The organism is Opitutaceae bacterium (assembly GCA_041395105.1).
Classification (GTDB): domain Bacteria; phylum Verrucomicrobiota; class Verrucomicrobiia; order Opitutales; family Opitutaceae; genus B12-G4.
Map to the genome: position 1 here is coordinate 32,867 of JAWLBB010000012.1, position 18,690 is coordinate 51,556.

General features: G+C 61.3%; 9 protein-coding genes. 3 read left to right on the top strand and 6 right to left on the bottom strand.

The window, feature by feature from the left end; genetic code table 11:
• The first annotated feature begins 76 nt into the window (after nucleotides 1-76).
• From R3F07_20355 to R3F07_20365, 3 genes are all read left to right on the top strand, one after another.
• Entirely contained in the window at nucleotides 77-1,093 is a 1,017-nt protein-coding gene (locus R3F07_20355) for a hydroxyacid dehydrogenase (GenBank protein ID MEZ5278745.1), read from the top strand.
• Nucleotides 1,094-1,355: 262 nt separating this feature from the next.
• Nucleotides 1,356-2,186: a sugar phosphate isomerase/epimerase gene (locus tag R3F07_20360; GenBank protein MEZ5278746.1), complete on the top strand. Its 831-nt coding sequence runs from the start codon at nucleotides 1,356-1,358 to the stop codon at nucleotides 2,184-2,186.
• A gap of 205 nt (nucleotides 2,187-2,391) precedes the next feature.
• A complete protein-coding gene (locus R3F07_20365) occupies nucleotides 2,392-3,384 on the top strand; it encodes a small ribosomal subunit Rsm22 family protein (GenBank protein MEZ5278747.1) in 993 nt (330 codons plus the stop codon).
• Nucleotides 3,385-3,759: 375 nt separating this feature from the next.
• Here the strand turns inward: R3F07_20365 and R3F07_20370 are convergent, their stop codons facing one another.
• The 6 genes from R3F07_20370 to R3F07_20395 form a co-directional block, all read right to left on the bottom strand.
• On the bottom strand, nucleotides 3,760-9,858 hold the full coding sequence (locus R3F07_20370; GenBank protein MEZ5278748.1) for a cadherin-like domain-containing protein: 6,099 nt from the start codon (nucleotides 9,856-9,858) through the stop codon (nucleotides 3,760-3,762).
• 426 nt (nucleotides 9,859-10,284) lie between these two features.
• Nucleotides 10,285-10,413: a hypothetical protein gene (locus tag R3F07_20375; GenBank protein ID MEZ5278749.1), complete on the bottom strand. Its 129-nt coding sequence runs from the start codon at nucleotides 10,411-10,413 to the stop codon at nucleotides 10,285-10,287.
• Nucleotides 10,410-11,213: a hypothetical protein gene (locus R3F07_20380; protein MEZ5278750.1), complete on the bottom strand. Its 804-nt coding sequence runs from the start codon at nucleotides 11,211-11,213 to the stop codon at nucleotides 10,410-10,412. The genes R3F07_20375 and R3F07_20380 overlap by 4 nt, the downstream gene beginning before the upstream one ends.
• A gap of 134 nt (nucleotides 11,214-11,347) precedes the next feature.
• A complete protein-coding gene (locus R3F07_20385) occupies nucleotides 11,348-16,825 on the bottom strand; it encodes a cadherin-like domain-containing protein (GenBank protein MEZ5278751.1) in 5,478 nt (1,825 codons plus the stop codon).
• A 64-nt stretch (nucleotides 16,826-16,889) separates the two neighbouring features.
• The gene (locus tag R3F07_20390) at nucleotides 16,890-17,066 is read right to left on the bottom strand and encodes a hypothetical protein (protein ID MEZ5278752.1); all 177 of its coding nucleotides are present in this window, start codon (nucleotides 17,064-17,066) and stop codon (nucleotides 16,890-16,892) included.
• Nucleotides 17,067-17,343: 277 nt separating this feature from the next.
• On the bottom strand, nucleotides 17,344-18,633 hold the full coding sequence (locus R3F07_20395) for a mechanosensitive ion channel family protein (protein ID MEZ5278753.1): 1,290 nt from the start codon (nucleotides 18,631-18,633) through the stop codon (nucleotides 17,344-17,346).
• Between the last annotated feature and the right edge of the window lie 57 nt (nucleotides 18,634-18,690).

The window sequence follows — 18,690 nt, forward strand, 5'->3', positions numbered from 1 at the left end:
CTGGTCCCGGGAAACGGCCCGGCCCATCTCCAAAGACATTGACAGCCAGGATCCTTCATTAATAATTATCAACCCCATGACACAAAACCCCGTGGCCCTCGCCGTTCTGAGCGAGGCCGAAATCGCCGATTTTCTGCCAGGTGCTTCACTTGACCGCCTCAAGTCCCTCCTGCCGAACCTGGAATTCATCGACCCGACGGCCGGTGGATTCGGTGACTGGCCCAGTCTTCTCTCGCAAAAGAAGCCGGAAATTCTCATCACTGCCTGGAAGACCCCTTCCCTGCCTGAAAGCTGGTTGAACGATCCGGGGTATTCACTCAAGTATCTCTGCCACTTCACGGGGACCGTCCGCAAACTCGTCCCCCGCCCCTTCCTTGAGCGGGGCCTCGTCCTGACCAACTGGGGAAACTCGATCAGTCGGACGGTCGCCGAGTGCGGTCTGCTCCTCACGCTGTCGGCCCTCCGCCGCGCTTCGTCCTGGGCCATCGACATGCACCTCAAAGGGGCCTGGAAGACCCCTGCCCTCGTCACCGAGTCCCTTTTTGGCCGTCGCGTCGGCCTGCATGGCTTCGGCAATATCTCCCAGCATCTGGCCCGCCTGATGCAGCCGTTCGAGGTGCCCATCGCCACCTATTCCCCCAGCGTGCCGGACTCGGTCCTGGAATCCTTCGGGGTGACCCGTGCCGACTCCCTTGAAGCCCTCTTTTCCGAAAACAACGTCATCGTCGAACTGGCCGCCTACAAGCCGGAGAACCGGCACCTGGTCTCCGAAAGAATCCTGCGCCTGATTCCCGAGGGCGGCACCTTTGTCAACGTGGGTCGCGGTGCGGTCGTCGATGAGGCCGCCCTGTTGAAGATCGCCCGCGAGGGCCGACTGCAGGTCGCCCTCGATGTCTACGAGACCGAACCACTCCCGGCCGATTCCGGTTTCCGTGGTCTGCCCAATGTCACACTCACGCCGCATATCGGCGGGCCGACCATCGACCGGCGGCAGGATGCCGGTGCCCTCGGCGTGGAAAACATCGCCAATTACCTCCAGGGAAAACCGCTCGAGGCCGTCGTCTCCCTCTCTGTCTATGATCGCTCAACCTGACCGATCCTCACCATTCCACTTCTGACAACACTGCCATCCGTGAGTCTGCTCGATAGCCACGACAGGCGGAGCGGCGAGACAGCGCCGTTGCTGCAACTGACTGAAGAACCCCGATGCAGCCACTTCGCTGTGTCGAAGTGCCGCCCCTTATCAATCGGATCCTTCCAAGAGCCTGCACCACCCTAACTGACGTGCGCCAAAGGCCCACCCGCCAACGCGCAAATCCGTAACTGAGTCACCCCTTCCAGCCAAACCCTCCATCATGACCGCCTCCATCCACGACCTCAACTGGTGTTTCTCGACCCTGGGCTGCCCGGAACTCGACCTTACAGGCGCGCTCGATCTGGCCGCCCGTTTCAATCTGCGACGCATCGAAATCCGCTCCCTCGAGAGCCGGGTGGATATGCCCGCCTACTTCACGGAAAAGTGGAAAACCCCGGCCGCCATCCAGTCCGAGCTGACGAAGAGAAACCTCACGATCGCCTCCCTAGACACCTCGATGAAGCTGATCGGCCACAAGCCGGAGGACCGCGGTGCCCTGCTCGAATTCATCCCCTGGGCCGAGGCCCTCAACGTGCCCTTCCTCAGGGTCTTTGACGGCGGGACGATTGATGGCGACCTCCGGGTGGAAGAACGGGACGAGGCGGCCGAGACCATCCGGTGGTGGCGCGAACGCCGCTCCGAAGGTGGCTGGAAGGTCGATATCATGATCGAAACCCACAACGCGATCACCTCGACGAAGGCGGTCCGCGGGCTGCAGGCGGTGCTCGATACCCCGGTCCCGATTCTCTGGGATTCTCACCACACCTGGAAACACAAGGGCGAGGATCCGGCCGACACTTTCGATGCCATCCGCGCCCACGTCCCCCACATCCACGTCAAGGACAGTGTGCCCAATCCGGAAAAGCGCGGCGGCACGGAATACGTGATGCCCTGCGAGGGCGACATGCCCCTGGAGGGCCTCCTCTCCAAGCTGGCGGAGGACGATTTCTCCGGCACCGTCAGCCTGGAGTGGGAACGCATGTGGCACCCCTACCTCGCCCCTCTCGCCGACGCCCTCGAGCACATGAAGGGTCTCGGCTGGATCGGCTAGAAGAAGAGGCCGGAAATCGGTGGTCAGTCGATTCGATCTGTAGGAGAGGCTTTATGCCTCGATCCAGCGCTTGAGTGGCAGGGCATCGAGGCGTAAAGCCTCTCCTACGCAGGGGATGTGCGCTTCCGTTCTTCCCTTCTTGGCAGTTTCCCCTTTCCATCTCTCATCTTCGACCCACACCCCGGTGTGAATCCATTCTCAATCCGTGCCCGCCACCACCTGGGAAAATCTCGACTGGACGCGCCTTGAGCGGCTGCGTGCGTTTTTTCTGGATACGTCTGCCATCGAGGGCCCCTATTGGCGCGACGAGGAGGATCTCCTTGCCTACGACCTGACCTTCGGAGCCCGCATCGGTTGGAAATGGGATCACGTCATCGCGGAACTGAATCGGCGGGAGTGGCAACCACCGTCCACCCGGATCTACGATTGGGGCTGCGGGACGGCCATCGCCGCCCGGCGTCTTCTGGCCGCCTTTCCGGACCACCCCTGGGAATCGGTTACACTCTGGGATCATTCCCCGCAGGCCACCGATTTTGCCCGCAAGTGCATCAGTGAAATCCATCCGGGGGTGGCGTGCCAGGTCACCCCGCCCGATCGGCTCGAGCCCGGCGCCCTCGTTCTCGTCAGCCACGCCCTGGGCGAGGCCCGCGAAGAGGACCTCCGCCTGCTTTGGGAGCGGGTTCGCGAGGCCCGGGGTTTGATCCTGGTCGAACCCGGAACCCACGAAAGCAGCCGGGCGGTCATCGCCGTCCGCGAGGTGCTGAAGGGTCACTTTGCCGTGCGCGCCCCCTGCACCCATCAGGCAGCCTGCGGACTCCTGACCGAAGAGAACAGCCGGCACTGGTGCCACCATTTCGGTCGGGTGCCGACGGAGGTCTTCATGGATGCCAACTGGGCCCTCTTCTCCCGAACCCTCGGCATTGATCTGCGCAGTCTCCCGGTCAGTTATCTCGTCCTCGACAAAGCGGGCGCAGCGAACAAGACCGAAGGCATTTCCCGCATCCTCGGCCGACCCCGCTTCTACAAGGGCTTTTGCCGGATTCTGAACTGCCAGTCGTCGGGCGTTTCCGAGCTTGAGCTGCCCAAACGGATGGACAAGGAACTCTGGAAGACCCTGAAGAAGGACCGGCACTCCGGATTGTTCGCATGGGAGGTCGAAGGGGATCGAATCCGTGAGGGCCGGGAGTCCAAAGGGTGACCCGAGAGCCAACGTTACGTTGTAGCCCCGGCACCTGTGGTGAGCCAGTCGAACCGGTCCCTTGCCGGGAACGACCCGAATCTGTAGTCCCGGCAGTCCCTTGCCGGGCCCGCAACCTGGGCTTCGGACCCGGCAAGGGACTGCCGGGACTACAACTCGCGGACTGGTGATTCGGCCAGCAACGGACGGCCCGGCGGTCCGTCCCTACCCTCTGACTTTGGGTAGGGCGCGACCTCCGGGCGCGCCGCGCATCGAACCTTTGCAGAATTCATGACCCGGGACTCAGGACGGATGCTCCGCAACGGACGGCCCGGCGGTCCGTCCCTACCTTCTGACTTTGGTAGGGCGCGACCTCCGGGCGCGCCGCCGCTGGACCTAATTGATGGTCACGTCGAGGCCGTTGGCCGCGTAGGTCGGCGAAACCGTCCGGCCGGCCGGAGGGGTGATCGTGCTGAAGGTTCCCGTCTTTGAGCTATAGTCGATCAAGCGGACCGTCGTCCCGTTGGCCGGGCTGTAGCCGGAGGCCAGGACCACCTGCAGCGTTCCGCCGATCCCCAGGGAACCCGGACGGGTCATCGGCTTGGTTGTTCCGTCGGTGGTCAGGCGGACTGTTCCGGCCCCCGCGAGGGTGACGGTGTTGAAATCGAGTTGCACCGTGCCCACGCTGAAGTCGATTGTCCCGTTATTGGTCAGGGTGTTGGTCCCCGTCGAATACCCCATGTAGAAGAGGCCGGCGATACTCCGGGTCAGGGTTCCGTTGTTGATGACGGCGAGTGTATCCGAACCGCCCTCACAATAGAAGCTGCGGTATCCGGCTGCGATGTTCATATTCCAGGTGGCGCCATTCCCGTTGGTGATGGTCGTATTGGAATTGCCGTTGGTCCGGAAGTAGACTGCGCCCGTCTGAGTGAAGATACCGTTATTGGTGAAATCCCGATTGCCATTCAGATAATGGGATCCCGTCATGGTGGCCGTCGCTCCATTGGCAATGATGGTGGTGCCCGCCCCCGTCTGAACCCCGCTGGAACTCCAATCAGCCGTCCCGGTGATGGTCAGGTTCCCCGCGCCCGAGATCGTACCGGCGGATTGAACAAATGCACCCACGCTGAGGGTCCCATTGTAGGTCAGGGTGCCCGAGGCGACGGTCAATGCAGCCAAGGTATCATTGGCCACCAGGGTTACGTCACTCACCCCGGTCACGTAAAACGTCCCATTACCGGTGATATCGGCTCCATTCGGGAAGGTATGGGTTCCGCGATTGAAGATCGCGAAGGTCCCGTCCGCCATCGAAAGCGTCCCGCCGTGGGTGGAGGCACCGAAGCCCTCAAACTGCAGATTTCCACCCGAGATCACGATCAATCCGGTATTGGTGATCTTGGTCTCACCCGATCCGGATCCCCAATAAACCAACCCACTGCCCTGTTTGGTCAGGGTACCGGCATTGACGAAGTTGAGCGTGCTTGAGCCGTCCTCGCTGTAGGCCACATTGTAATTCGGAGCGACATTGACGTTCCAGTTCGCCCCGCTCGCGTTGGTGATGGTCGAGGTCGAGCCACCCCGTGTGCGGAAGTAGCAGCCTCCGGTCTGGGTGAATGTCCCGTTGTTGGTGAATCCGCGATTCCCATCGAGGGCATTGCTGCCGGTCATCGTCGCCGCTGCTCCATTGGCAATTATCGTCGTACCCGCACCGGCTTGAAACGTATTGCCGGTCCAGTCCGCCGAGCCGGTAATGGTCATATTGCCCGCGCCGGAAATCGTTCCACCGGAGTGGCTCAGGGCACCGATGCTGAGCGTTCCGTTGTAGGTCAACGAACCTGCAGTCACCGTCAACCTGGGCAGGGTTTCATTATCCGTAATAGTGACGGCCGCCACACCCGCCACGTAGAACGTTCCGTCGCCCGAGATGACCGCTCCGGTGGGGAAAGTATGGGTGCCACGGTTGAAGACCGCGAAGGCTCCGTCGGCCACGTCAAGAGTGCCACCGTAGGTCGACGCACCGTTTCCCTCAAACTGCAGATTGCCCCCGGCGACAACGATCGATCCGGTGTTGGTGATACGGGTCTCTCCCTGGGAATAACCCCAATAGACCAAGCCGACTCCACCTTTGGTGAGCGTGCCCGCGTTGACGAAATTGAGGATGCTGGACGAGTCCTCACTGTAGGCAAAGGTGTAGTTGGCCGCTGCATTGACGTTCCAGTTGGCCCCTGCGGCGTTGGTCATGGTCGAGTTCGACCCACCCCGGGTCTTGAAGTAGACCCCTAAATTCTGGGTGAAGTCTCCGATGTTGGTGAACTTGCGATTTGCTTCAAGCACGTTGGTGCCGGTCATCGTAGCCGTTGCCGTATTGGCGATGACCGTTGTTCCCGCACCTGACTGGACCGTATTCCCCGACCATTCTGCTGATCCGGTAATGGTCATGTTGCCCGCGCCGGAAATCGTTCCACCGGAGTGGGTCAGGACACCGATGCTGAGCGTTCCATTGTAGGTCAACGAACCTGCAGTCACCGTCAACCTGGGCAGGGTTTCATTATCCGTGACGGTGACGGCCGCCACACCCGCCACATAAAACGTTCCGTCACCCGAGACGACCGCTCCGGCGGGGAAAGTATGGGTGCCACGGTTGAAGATCGCGAAGGCTCCGTCGGCCACGTCAAGAGTGCCACCGTGGGTCGACACGCCTGCTCCTTCAAACTGCAGATTGCCCCCGGCGATAATGATTGATCCGGTGTTGGTGATACGGGTCTCTCCCTGGGAATAGCCCCAGTAGACCAAGCCGACCCCACCTTTGGTGAGCGTGCCCGCGTTGACGAAATTGAGGATACTGGACGAGTCCTCACTATAGGCAAAGGTGTAGTTGGCCGCCGAATTGACGTTCCAGGTGGCCCCGGCGGCGTTGGTCATGGTCGAGGTCGAACCACCCCGGGTCCTGAAGTTGACCCCTAAGTTCTGGGTGAAGTCTCCATTGTTGGTGAACTTCCGGTTTGAGTCGAGTGCGTGGGTTCCGGTCATGGTCGCCGTCGCATCAGCGGCTATGATGGTCGTGCCCGCGCCGGCCTGGATGGTATTGCCCGACCATTCGGCCGAGTCGGTGATGGTCATGTTGCCCGCGCCGGAGATGGTTCCGCCGGAGTGGTTCAGGACACCGACGCTGAGCGTTCCGTTGTAGGTCAAAGTACCTGCAGTCACCGTCAATCTGGGCAGGCTCTCGTTGTCCGCGATGGTGACCGCGGCCACACCGCTTACCTGGAAGGTTCCGTCGCCCGAAATGACCGCCCCGGAGGGGAAGGCATGGTTACCACGGAGGAATACCGCGGAAGACCCGTCGGCCAGGTTGAGGGTGCCGCTATGGGTCGACGCGCCGTTTCCATCGATCTGCAGGGTGCCATCGGTCACCAGGACTGATCCCGTATTTGTGATGCGGGTTTCTCCCTGTGAATAGCCCCAGTTGGCCAGCGCAGCCCCCTGTTTGGTCAGCGTTCCCGCATTGACGAAATTCAGGACGCTCGAGGTGTCCTCGCTGTAGGCGAAAATCAAGCCGTTGATGACGTTCACATTCCAGTTGGCCCCAGCCGCGTTGGTCATGGTCGAAGTCGAACCGCCCCGGGTCCGGAAGTAGGTGTATCCGTTCTGGGTGAAGGTGCCGTTGTTGGTGAACTTGCGGTTGGAATCGAGGGCGTGCGTCCCTTCCATGGTCGCGGTCGCCGTGGCGGCAATGACGGTCGTCCCCGCCCCGGCCTGTATGGTGTTCCCGGTCCATTCCGCAGTATCGGTGACGGTCAGGTTGCCATTGCCGGTGATCGTCCCACCGCTCTGGGAGAAAGCGCCGACGGTGAGATTCCCGTTGTAGGTGAATGTCCCGTTGGCGACCGAGAGCTTGGGCAGGGTCATGCTGTCAGTCAGGGATACCGTGCCGGTGCCCACGCTGAAGCTGCCGCCTCCGGTGACTGCGGCTCCTGTCGGGAAATTATGGGTACCCCGGTTGTAGAGCACGGCGGCCCCTTCCGCGATCAGGGTGGTTCCACTGTGGGTCGATGTTCCGAGGCCCTCGAATTGGAGGGTACCCGACCTGACATCGATAATGCCGGTATTGGTCACAGGGGACGGACCACTGCTGTTCCCGAGATAGTTGGTCCCCGAGCCGTTCTTGACCAGCCTGCCGGCATTGGCGAAATTGAGGGTGCTGGCCGAGTCCTCGCTGTAGGCAATATAGTAGCCGTTCTGGATATCGGCATTCCAGACCGCTCCGGCCGCGTTGGTGATGGTGGAGTTCGAACCCCCGTTTGTCCGGAGATAGGAGTAGCCGGTCTGGTTGACCGTGCCCCGATTGAGGAAGCCCCGGTTGCCGGTCAGGAGCAGCGAATTGGAAAGGTTGGCCACGGCGCCGTTCTCGATCACGGTGGAACCCGCCCCGTTCATGGTGCCGCCGGTCCAGTTGAGCGTGCCCAGAATGCGCGCGTTCTGGCCGGTGGTGAGGGTTCCATTCGACATGTTCAGGGAGGAACCAGCTGCCACCTCCAGGGGTCCGGTCGTGGTCAGGTTCTGGCCGGACTGCATCTTGAGCGTGACCTGGGAGGCGATCCCGCCCACCCGGAGGGATTTCAACTCGGTTGCCTGGTTGATATTCACTTCGGTCGGTTCAGCCGGAACGATCCAGACATCGTCATTGGCGCCGGGAACCTGCCCGCCGGCCCAATTGGCCGGATCACTGAAGTTGACCGAAGTGCCGCCCACCCAGAGCTTGGAACCGGGAGGCGCGACATTCAGGCCGATCGTGCCCGGTGCGCTCTCGTATTCCCCGTCAGTCAGGGTGTACCTGAACATCGTCTGCCCGATAAAGCCCAGTTCGTTCGTATAAACCAGAGCTCCATCAAGATCTTCACTGATCTCGCCCTTGAGCGGCTGGGTGTAGCTGGCCACCGCGAGGATATCACCCTCGGCATCCTGGACCGGATTGAGGATCTCGTCCATCGGCAGGGTGGTCGAGCCGGCCGTCGAGACAAAGACCGAGCGGAGAGCGGCCGCCGGACGGGTATTGGACACCATGTAGACCTCGACCAGCACCACACCGCTCTCTCCGGCATTCTTGACCTGGGCCTTGGCCGTGTAGACACCCGGCTGCAACGCCATCAGGATGGCCGCATCCTTGCCTCCCGGCTCCAGGGCGAAAGCGCCCACCCGTTCACTGGCCGCCAGGATCTGGTCGGCGTTGATGGCGTCTCCGTAATCATCATTGGTCTCCACCACATCATTGCCCTGCAGCAGGGTCAGTTTCGGATCGTCCAGGGTGCCCGTCACAAAACTGGCCAGCGACGGCCCGACCACCCGGATCAGGACGATGCGACCCCGGTTGCCGGTGATGACAAAACCCGGAATCTGCGCTCCGGCTCCCTGCGAGGTCTTGCCCCGGTTGGAGATATTGACCAGCTCGGTCGCCCCGTCACCAAAGGCATCGTAGTCGTAGACTTCGGCAATGGCAATCTGGCTCTGGTCCCCCGTCAGGTTGTTGCCCGTGACAACGACCGAATACTGGCCGCCGGGCAATCCGCCGCCGGCATTCTGGAAAATGGCCGAGTCCTTGCTTCCGTCCGCAAAGGGAAGCTGCCACGCCCCCACCCGGGTCATCGCATCGATCAGTTCGGTCCTGTTGTTCCCGATCTCCCAATCATCATTGGACGCCAGGACCGTCCCTGCCAGCGTCTTCAACTGCATGGAGGGATCCTGCAGGGAATTGGGCACATTGAGCGCACCCAGCCAGGGGCCCGCCCCCCGGACCACCGCCGCCTTCTTGCCCGCACCGCTCACGACGAAGCCGACAATCATCCGGTTGGGTCCGGTCCCCACCGGACCGCGGTTGGAGATATTGGAGAGCCGACCCCGGTCGACCGCGATCAACCGCACGTTGGAGACGCCGATCACACTGTCGGCTTGCCCGTTCGTGTTGAACAGCTGCATCGCCGGAGCTATTGCCGGGCTGCTGCTGAAGATCTCCACCACCACGCTGACGTAGCCCGGACCCAGCATCGGGTTGGCCGCATACTGCGCGTTGGGCACCAGGGCGGTCAATCCGCTCGCATTCCCCTCGATCAGGACCTGCTGCTTCGTCGCGGTCGCGGGTGTCAACGCGGCGGCCGAGTCACCTTCGTAAACAACCAGGCGCACCGAATCAAACGATCCCGAACCGGCCTGGTTCGAGAGCCCACCCAGATCGACGTCAAATCGAAGCTCGTAGGCATAACTGCCGCCTGTCACCGCCTGGTAGAGGATCGCGTCGCCGCCCGTATCCGCCACCACCGCCTGGAACATGCCCACCGTGACGTTTCCCTGCGATTTCCAATCGGTCAGTCCGTCGCCGAAGTCGCCGTTCTTGAACAGATTGGCCTGGCCCGCAGCCGATTGTACCAAAATGCCCATGACAACAGCCGCCACCATCTTGCCGACGACAATGGCCAGGCCATTGCGATTCGATCCAGTCATCCCGTTTTTCATAGAGTCTCCCTGATTGATGAGGTCGCTACCCCGATTTGTTGAAAGTGTCGTTGAAAGACTCAGACACATGGCGGCCATGACCTGTCTTCCGGTCATTCAATGGCTCCAGGGCAGACCAACCCGACTGCCACGTCGGAACGCCTGCCTCGCACAGTTTTGCCGTTCAGCTATCGTCCGCAGCCTGTCTGCGAATCAAATGGCAACCGATCCCGCAACCGCGGTCTCCACAATCCCGATCGTGGTGGCCCAAACCACCCGTCCCCGAAATCCCGGGGGGCCTTTCAATTACAGCAACCGCGGAAGCGTAGGTGTCTGGGGGAATGAAAGCACTATGGACCTTGTCGCAGGCGAAATCCAGTTTGTTTTATCACGCCCCTTCGAGAAATTAGAGAACCTTATTGTCGAGTCCCCTTGCTACCGGGCGTAATTGCGGTAGTTCTCAGCGCTTCGAAGGCGCGCCCAGCGGTCACGCCCTGCCCTCAGGTCGAACGGGTGGGGACGGACCGCCGGGCCGTCCGCCCTGAGAATCCCTTCGTAGCTCATTCCTTCGCCGCGACCAGCGAAAGTGCCATCCCATAAGGATTGTCCTCCTGCGTTTCGATGATGGAGGTGAAGCCGAAGTGGCGGAGCGCCGCCAGGATGTCCGCCGAAGTCATCCAGCAGGCCTGGGGCTCGGTGCCTCCCAGGAATTGATGCACCTTGAAGGTGTCCCCGTAGAAATGGGGATGGAGGGTGTGGGCAAATCCGTGGGAGACCGTCGGTTGAGGCGGTCCGAACCGCTCGGCCATGGCGGGCTGCTTTTCGAACAGGCTGGGATGATGAGTGATCGTCCACAGATAGATCCGCCGGCAGGTCACCGAAAGCAGCCGGATCAGGCCGACCGGATCCGTCAGATGGTAGAGGAAACCACAGCAGAAGCCGATATCCCAACCCGCTTCCGGATCCCCGGATCGCTCTGCCAGGTAAGTGACGGCGTCACCCAGCAGAAAGTGCACGTTGGGCATCCCCAGGGTCTCCTTCGCCACCAGGCATTTGAGGTAGGCAATGGCATTGGCTTCGATCGCCTCCAGACGACGCACCCCCAGACGGGAGAGCATATGGGAATGTCCGCCTTCGAGGGGCCCCAGTTCGACCACGGACTGCCCCCCGAACCCCACGCCCGCCATTGCCTTGAGCTTCTCGTCCGCCCAATACACCCGGGGATCGTCAAAGAGCCCGGCCTGACCCGCCGTCACTCCGGCCTCATCCGGGAAACGACTGGCCCAGCTCTCGAAGAGATCAATGGCGTTCTGCGCGGAGGGCGAACGGTTGATGAATGGATAATCGGAACGGACGATCGACATGCGGCGAGGGAGATCTCCGCCCATTGAAACCGGAAGCCGGGCGGGGTGGCGAAACAAAAAGGCGGCGCCTCCGCAGAGGCGCCGCCCGGACCCACGATGAGGATCGTATGATCCTGCTTCGTCAGAGAACTGCTCTACTGGTTGAAGGTGATGTCCAGCGCGGTGGCCTTGTAGTCAGGCGTCAGGGAGGTGTAGCCACCCGGCGCCGTCAACGTGCTCACCGTCCCGCTGCGAGAACTGTAATCAAGGAGCGTGATCGTCTGCCCGTTCGCCGGGGCGAATCCGGTTGCGAGCAGGACCTGGAGGGTGCCTCCGAAGTTGATCGTCGCGCCTCCGTCAATCACCTTGTTGTTGGTCTGACCCGAGGTGGTCAGTCTGGCCGTGCTGCCGCCCGCGAAGGTGAGGGTCGAAGCCGTTCCCATATTGAACGAACCTCCCTGCACCTCAAGGGTACCATTGTTGGTGAAGGTGGAGAGACCGCTGCTCGTCCCGAAGGAGCAGTTGCCAACCCCCGACTTGATCAGAGTCCCGTCATTGACAAACACGATCGACGAGCTGCTGTCGTTGTTCACCAGACGGGTACCGGTGATGGTCCAGTTGCCCGCGGAAGCGTTGGTCACGGTCCCGACCGGATTGCCGATGCCCCCCCGTGACGACCAGTAGCCATTTCCGGTCAGGCTGTAGGTTCCCCGATTGATGATCTTCCGCCCCGATTCCAGATAAATGACCCCCGTGTGGTTCACGCTTGATCCCGTATCAAAGATCGTGGTTCCCGAACCGGTGTGCGCGCCATTGGTTAGAACGGCAGATCCGGTCACCGTCAGATTCGCGGTGCCGGTAAGGGTTCCACTGGTGTGGGTGAACGTCCCGACCGTGAGATTCGCGCCAACGGACACGGTGGCGTTGGTCATCTGGAGCGCCGCCAGGGTTTCGGCCTGGTTGAAGGTCACCGAGGTTGAGCCACCGCTTTCAGCCGTCAGCGTGGCGGAGTCATTGATGCTCGAGCCGGACGCGAAGACATGGGCACCGTAGCGGAAGGAGACCTTGGCGAATTCGGCCACGGTCAGCGCGCCCTGATGGGTGCCTCCGCCGACTCCGCGGAATTCCAGCGTGCCGCCCTGTACGTCGACCGTTCCCGAAGCAAGGTTGCTGAAGGTGGTGGTGCCTCCATTCGTGCCCATGTAGACCAGGGCACTGTTCGTCTTGGTCAGGGTGCCGGCATTGACGAACGTCATGCTGCTGCTCCCGTCGGTGTAGGCAATATAGTTGCTGGCGTTCGAGTTCACCGTGAAGGTGGCCCCCACCGCATTGGTCACCACCGACTGCGATCCCTGGTCGGCATAGAGCGAGCTGCCTCCGCCAATGGTCAGCGTGCCGTTATTGGTCAACTTGCGGTTGTTGCGCAGGTAGAGCGTCGATCCAGTGGAGAGATTCGCCGTCGCCTGGCTGCCGATGATGGTGGTGCCCGAGCCCGTCTGATAACCACCGGTCCAGGTGAAGGAATCGGATACGGTCAAGTCAGCCGAACTGGTCAGGGTCCCGTTGCTCTGCGTGAAGGTCTCCACGGTCAGGGCCCCTCCCGCGCTCAAAGTACCGTTGCTGATCTTGAGATTCGGGATGGTCAGGGCACCCGCGATTGAGACCGTGTTATTGGCCACTTCAAACGTGCCGGAGTTCGTCACCGAGGCCCCGCTCTGGAAGGTATGGGTCCCGCCATAGAAATAGGCCGTGGCATTTTCCGCAATGGTCAGGGTGCCCGCATAGGTGCTGGTCCCGCCGCCGCGGAAATCGAGAACTCCGCCGGCAACCTCGATCGTTCCGGTATCGGTGTTGGTGACATTGGTCGCATAACTCGCGTAACCGATATAGTTGGTGCCGACGAGGTTGGCTTTGACCAGTCTGCCCGCGTTGACCAGATTCGCGGTCGCCGAGCCGGTGTTGGCATAGATGATGTACTGCCCGTTGGCGAGGTTCGAGGTCAGGATCGCGTCCTTCGCATTGGTGAAGGTCGACTGCGAGGTGTCGTTGGCGTAGAACCCGGAGTTTCCGGACAGGGTCAACTCACCCTGATTGGTGAAACCCCGACCGCCTTTGAATTCCCAACGCCCGGAAGTCATGGTTCCCGTTCCGTCCGCACCAAGGATGGTGGTTCCGATACCGTTCTGAGTCCCGCCTGTCACGGTCAGTGTGTCCGTAACGTTCAAGTCCTTGGAACTGGTGAAGGTGCCCGCACTCTGGGTGAACTCCGCCACCGTGATATCCCCGCCGGCGTTGAGGGTGCCGTTGGAAATCTTGAGGGATTCGAGAGTCAGGGGATTCGGGACGCTGACTGAGGCCACACTGGAGACGTTGAGGGTCCCGGTATCGCTGATCACGGCATCCTCACCGAAGGTATGGGTGCCGCGGCTCAGGTTGACCTCGGCGCCGGAGGCGATCACAAGCGTGCCGTCGTGGGCCGCCGCACCGTTGCCGTCAATCTGGAGAACGCCTCCCGGGATGTTGATCGTCCCGGTGTTGGAGAAGTTCGACGTTCCCCAGGCGTAGCCGATCGAATTGACATTCTGGTTGTTCTGCTTGGTCAGGATGCCGGCGTTGTTGAAGTCGAGCCGGCTGCCGTCGTTGGCCGGGTAGGCCACGTAGCGGTTGTTGGACAGATTAAGGAGCCAGGTGCCGTCTTCACCATTGGTCACGGCCGACTGGGTCCCGTCGGTTGCATACAGCAGGGCGTTGCCCAGTTGGGTGACCTCACCATGGTTCGTGAAGTTGCGGTTCCCGTTGAGATAGAGATTGCTGTTGTTGAGCGTGGCCGTGGCCCCGTCTTGAACAACCGTCGTCCCGGACCCATCCTGATAGCCGGAGGTCCAATTGAGGGAGTTGGTCACGATCATATCGCCGTCGCCCTTGAGCCGACTGCTGCCTTCCTGGGTGAAATCGGTCACGGTGAGGGTGCCGGTATAGTCGAGCTCACCGTTGCCGGAGAGCTTCAACGTCTCCAGGACGTTGGCCGAGGCGATGACAACGTTGGTCTGGCTCCCCACGTTGAACGTTCCCGTGCTGCTGATCTTCGATCCGCTGGCAAAGGTGTGGGTACCATACTGGAAGAGAGCCTCCGCTCCCGGAGCTATCATCAGCTCACCGGCGTGGGTACCGGCTCCGGATCCGTAAAACTGGAAGGTTCCGCCCTCGACGAGAACACGGCCGGTCGCCTGATTGGAAAAGGTTGACGTGCCCGTATTGGGATACCCGAAGGTCGCGGTCCCTGAAGTGGTCGGCTTGTAGAGGTCGCCGGCGTTGATGAAGGAAAGCGCACCGGTATTGTCCTGATAGGCAAAGTAGCCGGTGGTATGGTTGACGTCCCAATCCGCCCCCGCCGCATTGGTCACGTCCGAGGTGCCTCCGCTCGCATAGAGATAGGCATTATTGCTCTGGTTGACCTTGCCGCGGTTGATGAAATCGCGCCCGCCCTCGAGCCTCAACTGGCCGTTCATGAGGTCGGCGACTCCGCCCACTTCAATAATGGTCGAGCCGTTGCCCTTCATGGTCCCGTTGCTTGTCTGTTTGAAGGTGCCGGCGATCGTGAAGTTGTCACCGGTGCTGACCGTGCCGCTCTGCAGGTCAAAGGTCGAGCCCGGGGCCACGTCGATCTTGCCCGAGGTGGTCAGGGTCCGGCCAAACTGCATGGTGAAGTCCACCTGCGACCCAATACCCCCGATGCGGAGGGATTTCAGAGTCGTATCCTGATCGAGGGTAATATCGGTGTCCCCGAGAGGCACAATCCAGACATCGTCCGTCGCCCCGGGCGCGGCTCCGCCGGCCCAATTGGCCGGGTCGCTGAAATTGCCCGAGCTGCCGCCCAGCCAGACCTTTGAACCCGGAGGCGCGACATTCAGGCCGATCGTGCCCGGAGCACTCTCAAATTCTCCGTCCGACAGAGTGTAGTTGAAGATGGTCTGCCCGACAAATCCGATGTCATTGGTAAAGACCAGCTCACCGTCGAGATTCTGGGTGATCTCGCCGTTGGCCGGCTGGCCGAAACTGGCAATCGCGAGGATATCACCCTCGGGGTCCTGGGTCGAGCTGAGGATCTCGTCCATCGGCAGGGTGGTCGAGCCCTGGGTCGAAACGAAGACCGGGTGCAGGCCCGCGATCGGGCGGGTGTTGGACACCATGTAGACCTCGACCAGGACAACGCCGCTGTCTCCGGCATTCTGCACCTGGGCCTTGGCCGTGTAGACGCCCGGCTGCAATGCCATCAGGATGGCCGAATCCTTGGCGCCCGGAAGCAGCGCGAAGGCGCCCACCCGTTCACTCGTCGCCAGAATCTGGTCGGCGTTGATCGCGTCTCCGTAATCATCATTGGTCTCCACCACGTCATTGCCCTGCAGCAGGGTGAGTTTGGGATCGTCCAGGGTGCCCGTCACAAAACTGGCCAGGGACGGCCCGACCACACGGATCAGCACGATGCGCCCCCGGTTGCCGGCGATGACAAAACCCGGAATCTGCGCTCCGGCCCCCGATGACGTCTTGCCCCGGTTGGAGATGTTGACCAGCTCGGTCGCGCCGTCCCCGAAGACATCGTAGTCGTAAACCTCGGCAATGGCGATCTGACTCTGGTCTCCCGTCAGGTTGTTACCGGAGACAACGACCGAATACTGGCCGCTGCCCAGGCCTCCACCCTCACTGTAAAAGATGGCCGAATCCTTGCTTCCGTCCGCAAATGGAATCTGCCACGCCCCCACCTTGGTCATGGCGTCGATTAATTCGGTCTTGTTGTTCCCGGTCTCCCAATTGTCATTGGTCGACAGGATGGTCCCCGCGAGCGTCTTCAGCTGCATGGAGGGATCTTCCAGGGAATTGGGCACGCTGAGCGCACCCAGCCAGGGGCCAGCCCCCCGGACCACGGCGGACTTCTTGTCCGCGCCGCTCACGACAAAACCGACAATCATCCGGTTCGGGCCGGTTCCGACCGGACCGCGATTGGAGATATTGGAAAGTCGACCGCGATCGACCGCATAGAGTCGCACATTGGTGACCCGGACCTCACTGTCGGCCAGACCATTCTGATTGACGATGGTCACCCCCCCGGCGATGGCCGGATAACTGCTGAAAATCTCAACCACCGCACTGGCATAACCGGATCCGAGCACCGGGTTGGGCGCGATCTGCGCGTTCGGGACCAGCGCGGTCAGGCCACTGGCGTTGCCCTGCATGAGAATCTGTGATTTTGCGGCGGTCTCCGGTGTCAGTGTGGCGGCGGAGTCGCCTTCGTAGACGACGAACTTGATCTCGTCGAAAGTGCCGGATCCCGGGCGGTCCGAGACCCCCCCCAGATCAATGTCGAATCGGAGCTCGTAAGCGTAACTGCCCCCGGTCACCGCCTGGTAAAGAACCGGGTCCTCTCCGGAATCGGTCAGGACCGCATGAAAGGATTGGGCGGTGACATCCCCAACCGTCTTCCAGTCGGTCAACCCATCACTGAAATCGCCATTCTTGACCAGATTGGTCTGACCGAGACCGGTCTGAGCGGACCATCCGAGAGCCAAGACCCCAAGAAACCGACAAAATGCACCGGCCAAGCCGCTGCGCCAAAACCCGATATTCCAGTTCTTCATAAATTGTTCCCTGATTGCGTGGCCCTGGAGTCTTGCTCTTCTACTGACCACCATTGGTTTATTCTCATGTCTCCGCAAACAGACCGCGAACCGCGTCCGGATCCCGCTTCAGACGCCGGGTGTCAATAACGACAAGGCCCTTCTCAAGGGCAAACAGGTCGTTCTGCAACGGGCGCATGGGACAACTGGAAAGACAGCCGGGTTCGAAGTCGAACACCTCGAGACCGGAGGCATCCAACAATGGAGGAAACTACTCACGATGGACCCTTGCCTCAAACCCAAAGAGATCCGGACAACCCTGAACGAGCCTTAGGGAAATATCGTAGGCACCGGAAAAAACGGAACCGCAAGCCATTGCATTAGATTATTTTATGAAAGTGGCGCCGATCTATTAGGACAGGGACCCCCCCCAGGGATCCGGACGGACACATAACCCGTTTTTCGATACGCCATCGTCCGCATCGGCCGGCCCGAGGCCGAGGCATCCGGTCCCGGCACGACAAGGCGCCGTTCCGTGATCAACCCGGCTGATCACGCGCCATAGCCCGCCGCGCCACATCGCCCTCGAAGTAGATGGTCCGGGTCGGAAAGGCCACGGAAAGCCCGCGCGCCTCAATCGCCCGCATGATCTTCAGGTTGATCCGCTGACGGATGTCCATGTGCGCGAGCCACTTCGTCGTCACCGTGAAATAGTAGACCAGAATGTCGAGGGAACTGCTGCCGAAGTCGGTGAAATTGACGAGGATGAATTCCTGGTGGACGTCTTTGTCCTCCCTGAGAATCCCACGGATGGCCTCGACCAGTTCCTCCATCTGGTCGGGCTTCGTCTCATAAGTGACTCCGATGACCTGCTTGACCCTGCGCTTGGGCATCCGGCTCCAGTTCTCGATGATCTCATTGGCGAGGACCTTGTTTGGAATGGAAAGCTGGGACTTCGCCCAGGTCCGCACCTTGGTCGACCGCAGACCGACTTCCTCGACGTCGCCGTCGATCCGGTCACCGACCTGGATCCAGTCCCCGACTTTGAACGGACGGTCCGCCGCGATGGAGACCGACCCGAAGAAGTTGGAGAGGGACTCCTGGGCCGCCAAGGCGACCGCCAGGCCGCCGATTCCCAGGCCCGCCAGCAGACTGCCGACCGAATAGCCGAGGTTCTGCACCACCAGGATGGCCCCGATCAGGATCAGAAAGACGCGGGCCGCCCTCTTGATCAGGGGGATGAAATGGTAGATCGACTGACCCCGATCTCGGGCCAGGTCCTGCAGGATTTCGGCCAGGAGGTCGACCAGTCGGAGAATTCCCCAGAATACGACCACCAGAGTGGACGCCTGGAAAAGGCGGAAAACGACCAGGTCCACCGTCCCATCGAGACTCAGGGTCGTGACCGAGAAAAAGAGTCCGACAACCAGCAACAGGCTTCCGGCCGGCCCCTCCAGGGCGGTCAGGAGGCCGTCATCGTAGCGGGAAGAGGTTCGGGCGGTCAGACTCTTCAGGCGGGCAAGGAGAAACTCCAGGACAGCCTTGCGGACCAGCAGGGTGAAGAGGAGGATGGCAAACGAGAGCAGGATCTGGCGCCCGGTATTGTCTCCGACCTTTGCCCGCAACAGACCACGCATCCAGGCAACCGCTTCCTGCTGGAGTGTCCGCTCCGCCACAACATGGGCCGGCTCGGTCGGATCGGTTGGACGTGCCTCCGACAGTGCCGCGGCGACACCCTCCGAAGTGGCGGGTGTCTGCCCGAAAGCGCCAGGCGGAAATAACGGCGAGAGAAGGAGAAAGAAGACGAAGAGCAGAGGATGGTTGAACAAAGCACTGCAAAACTACGGGTTGAGCGGCCCCGACCAAGCAAAAAGCTTTTCTCGGGG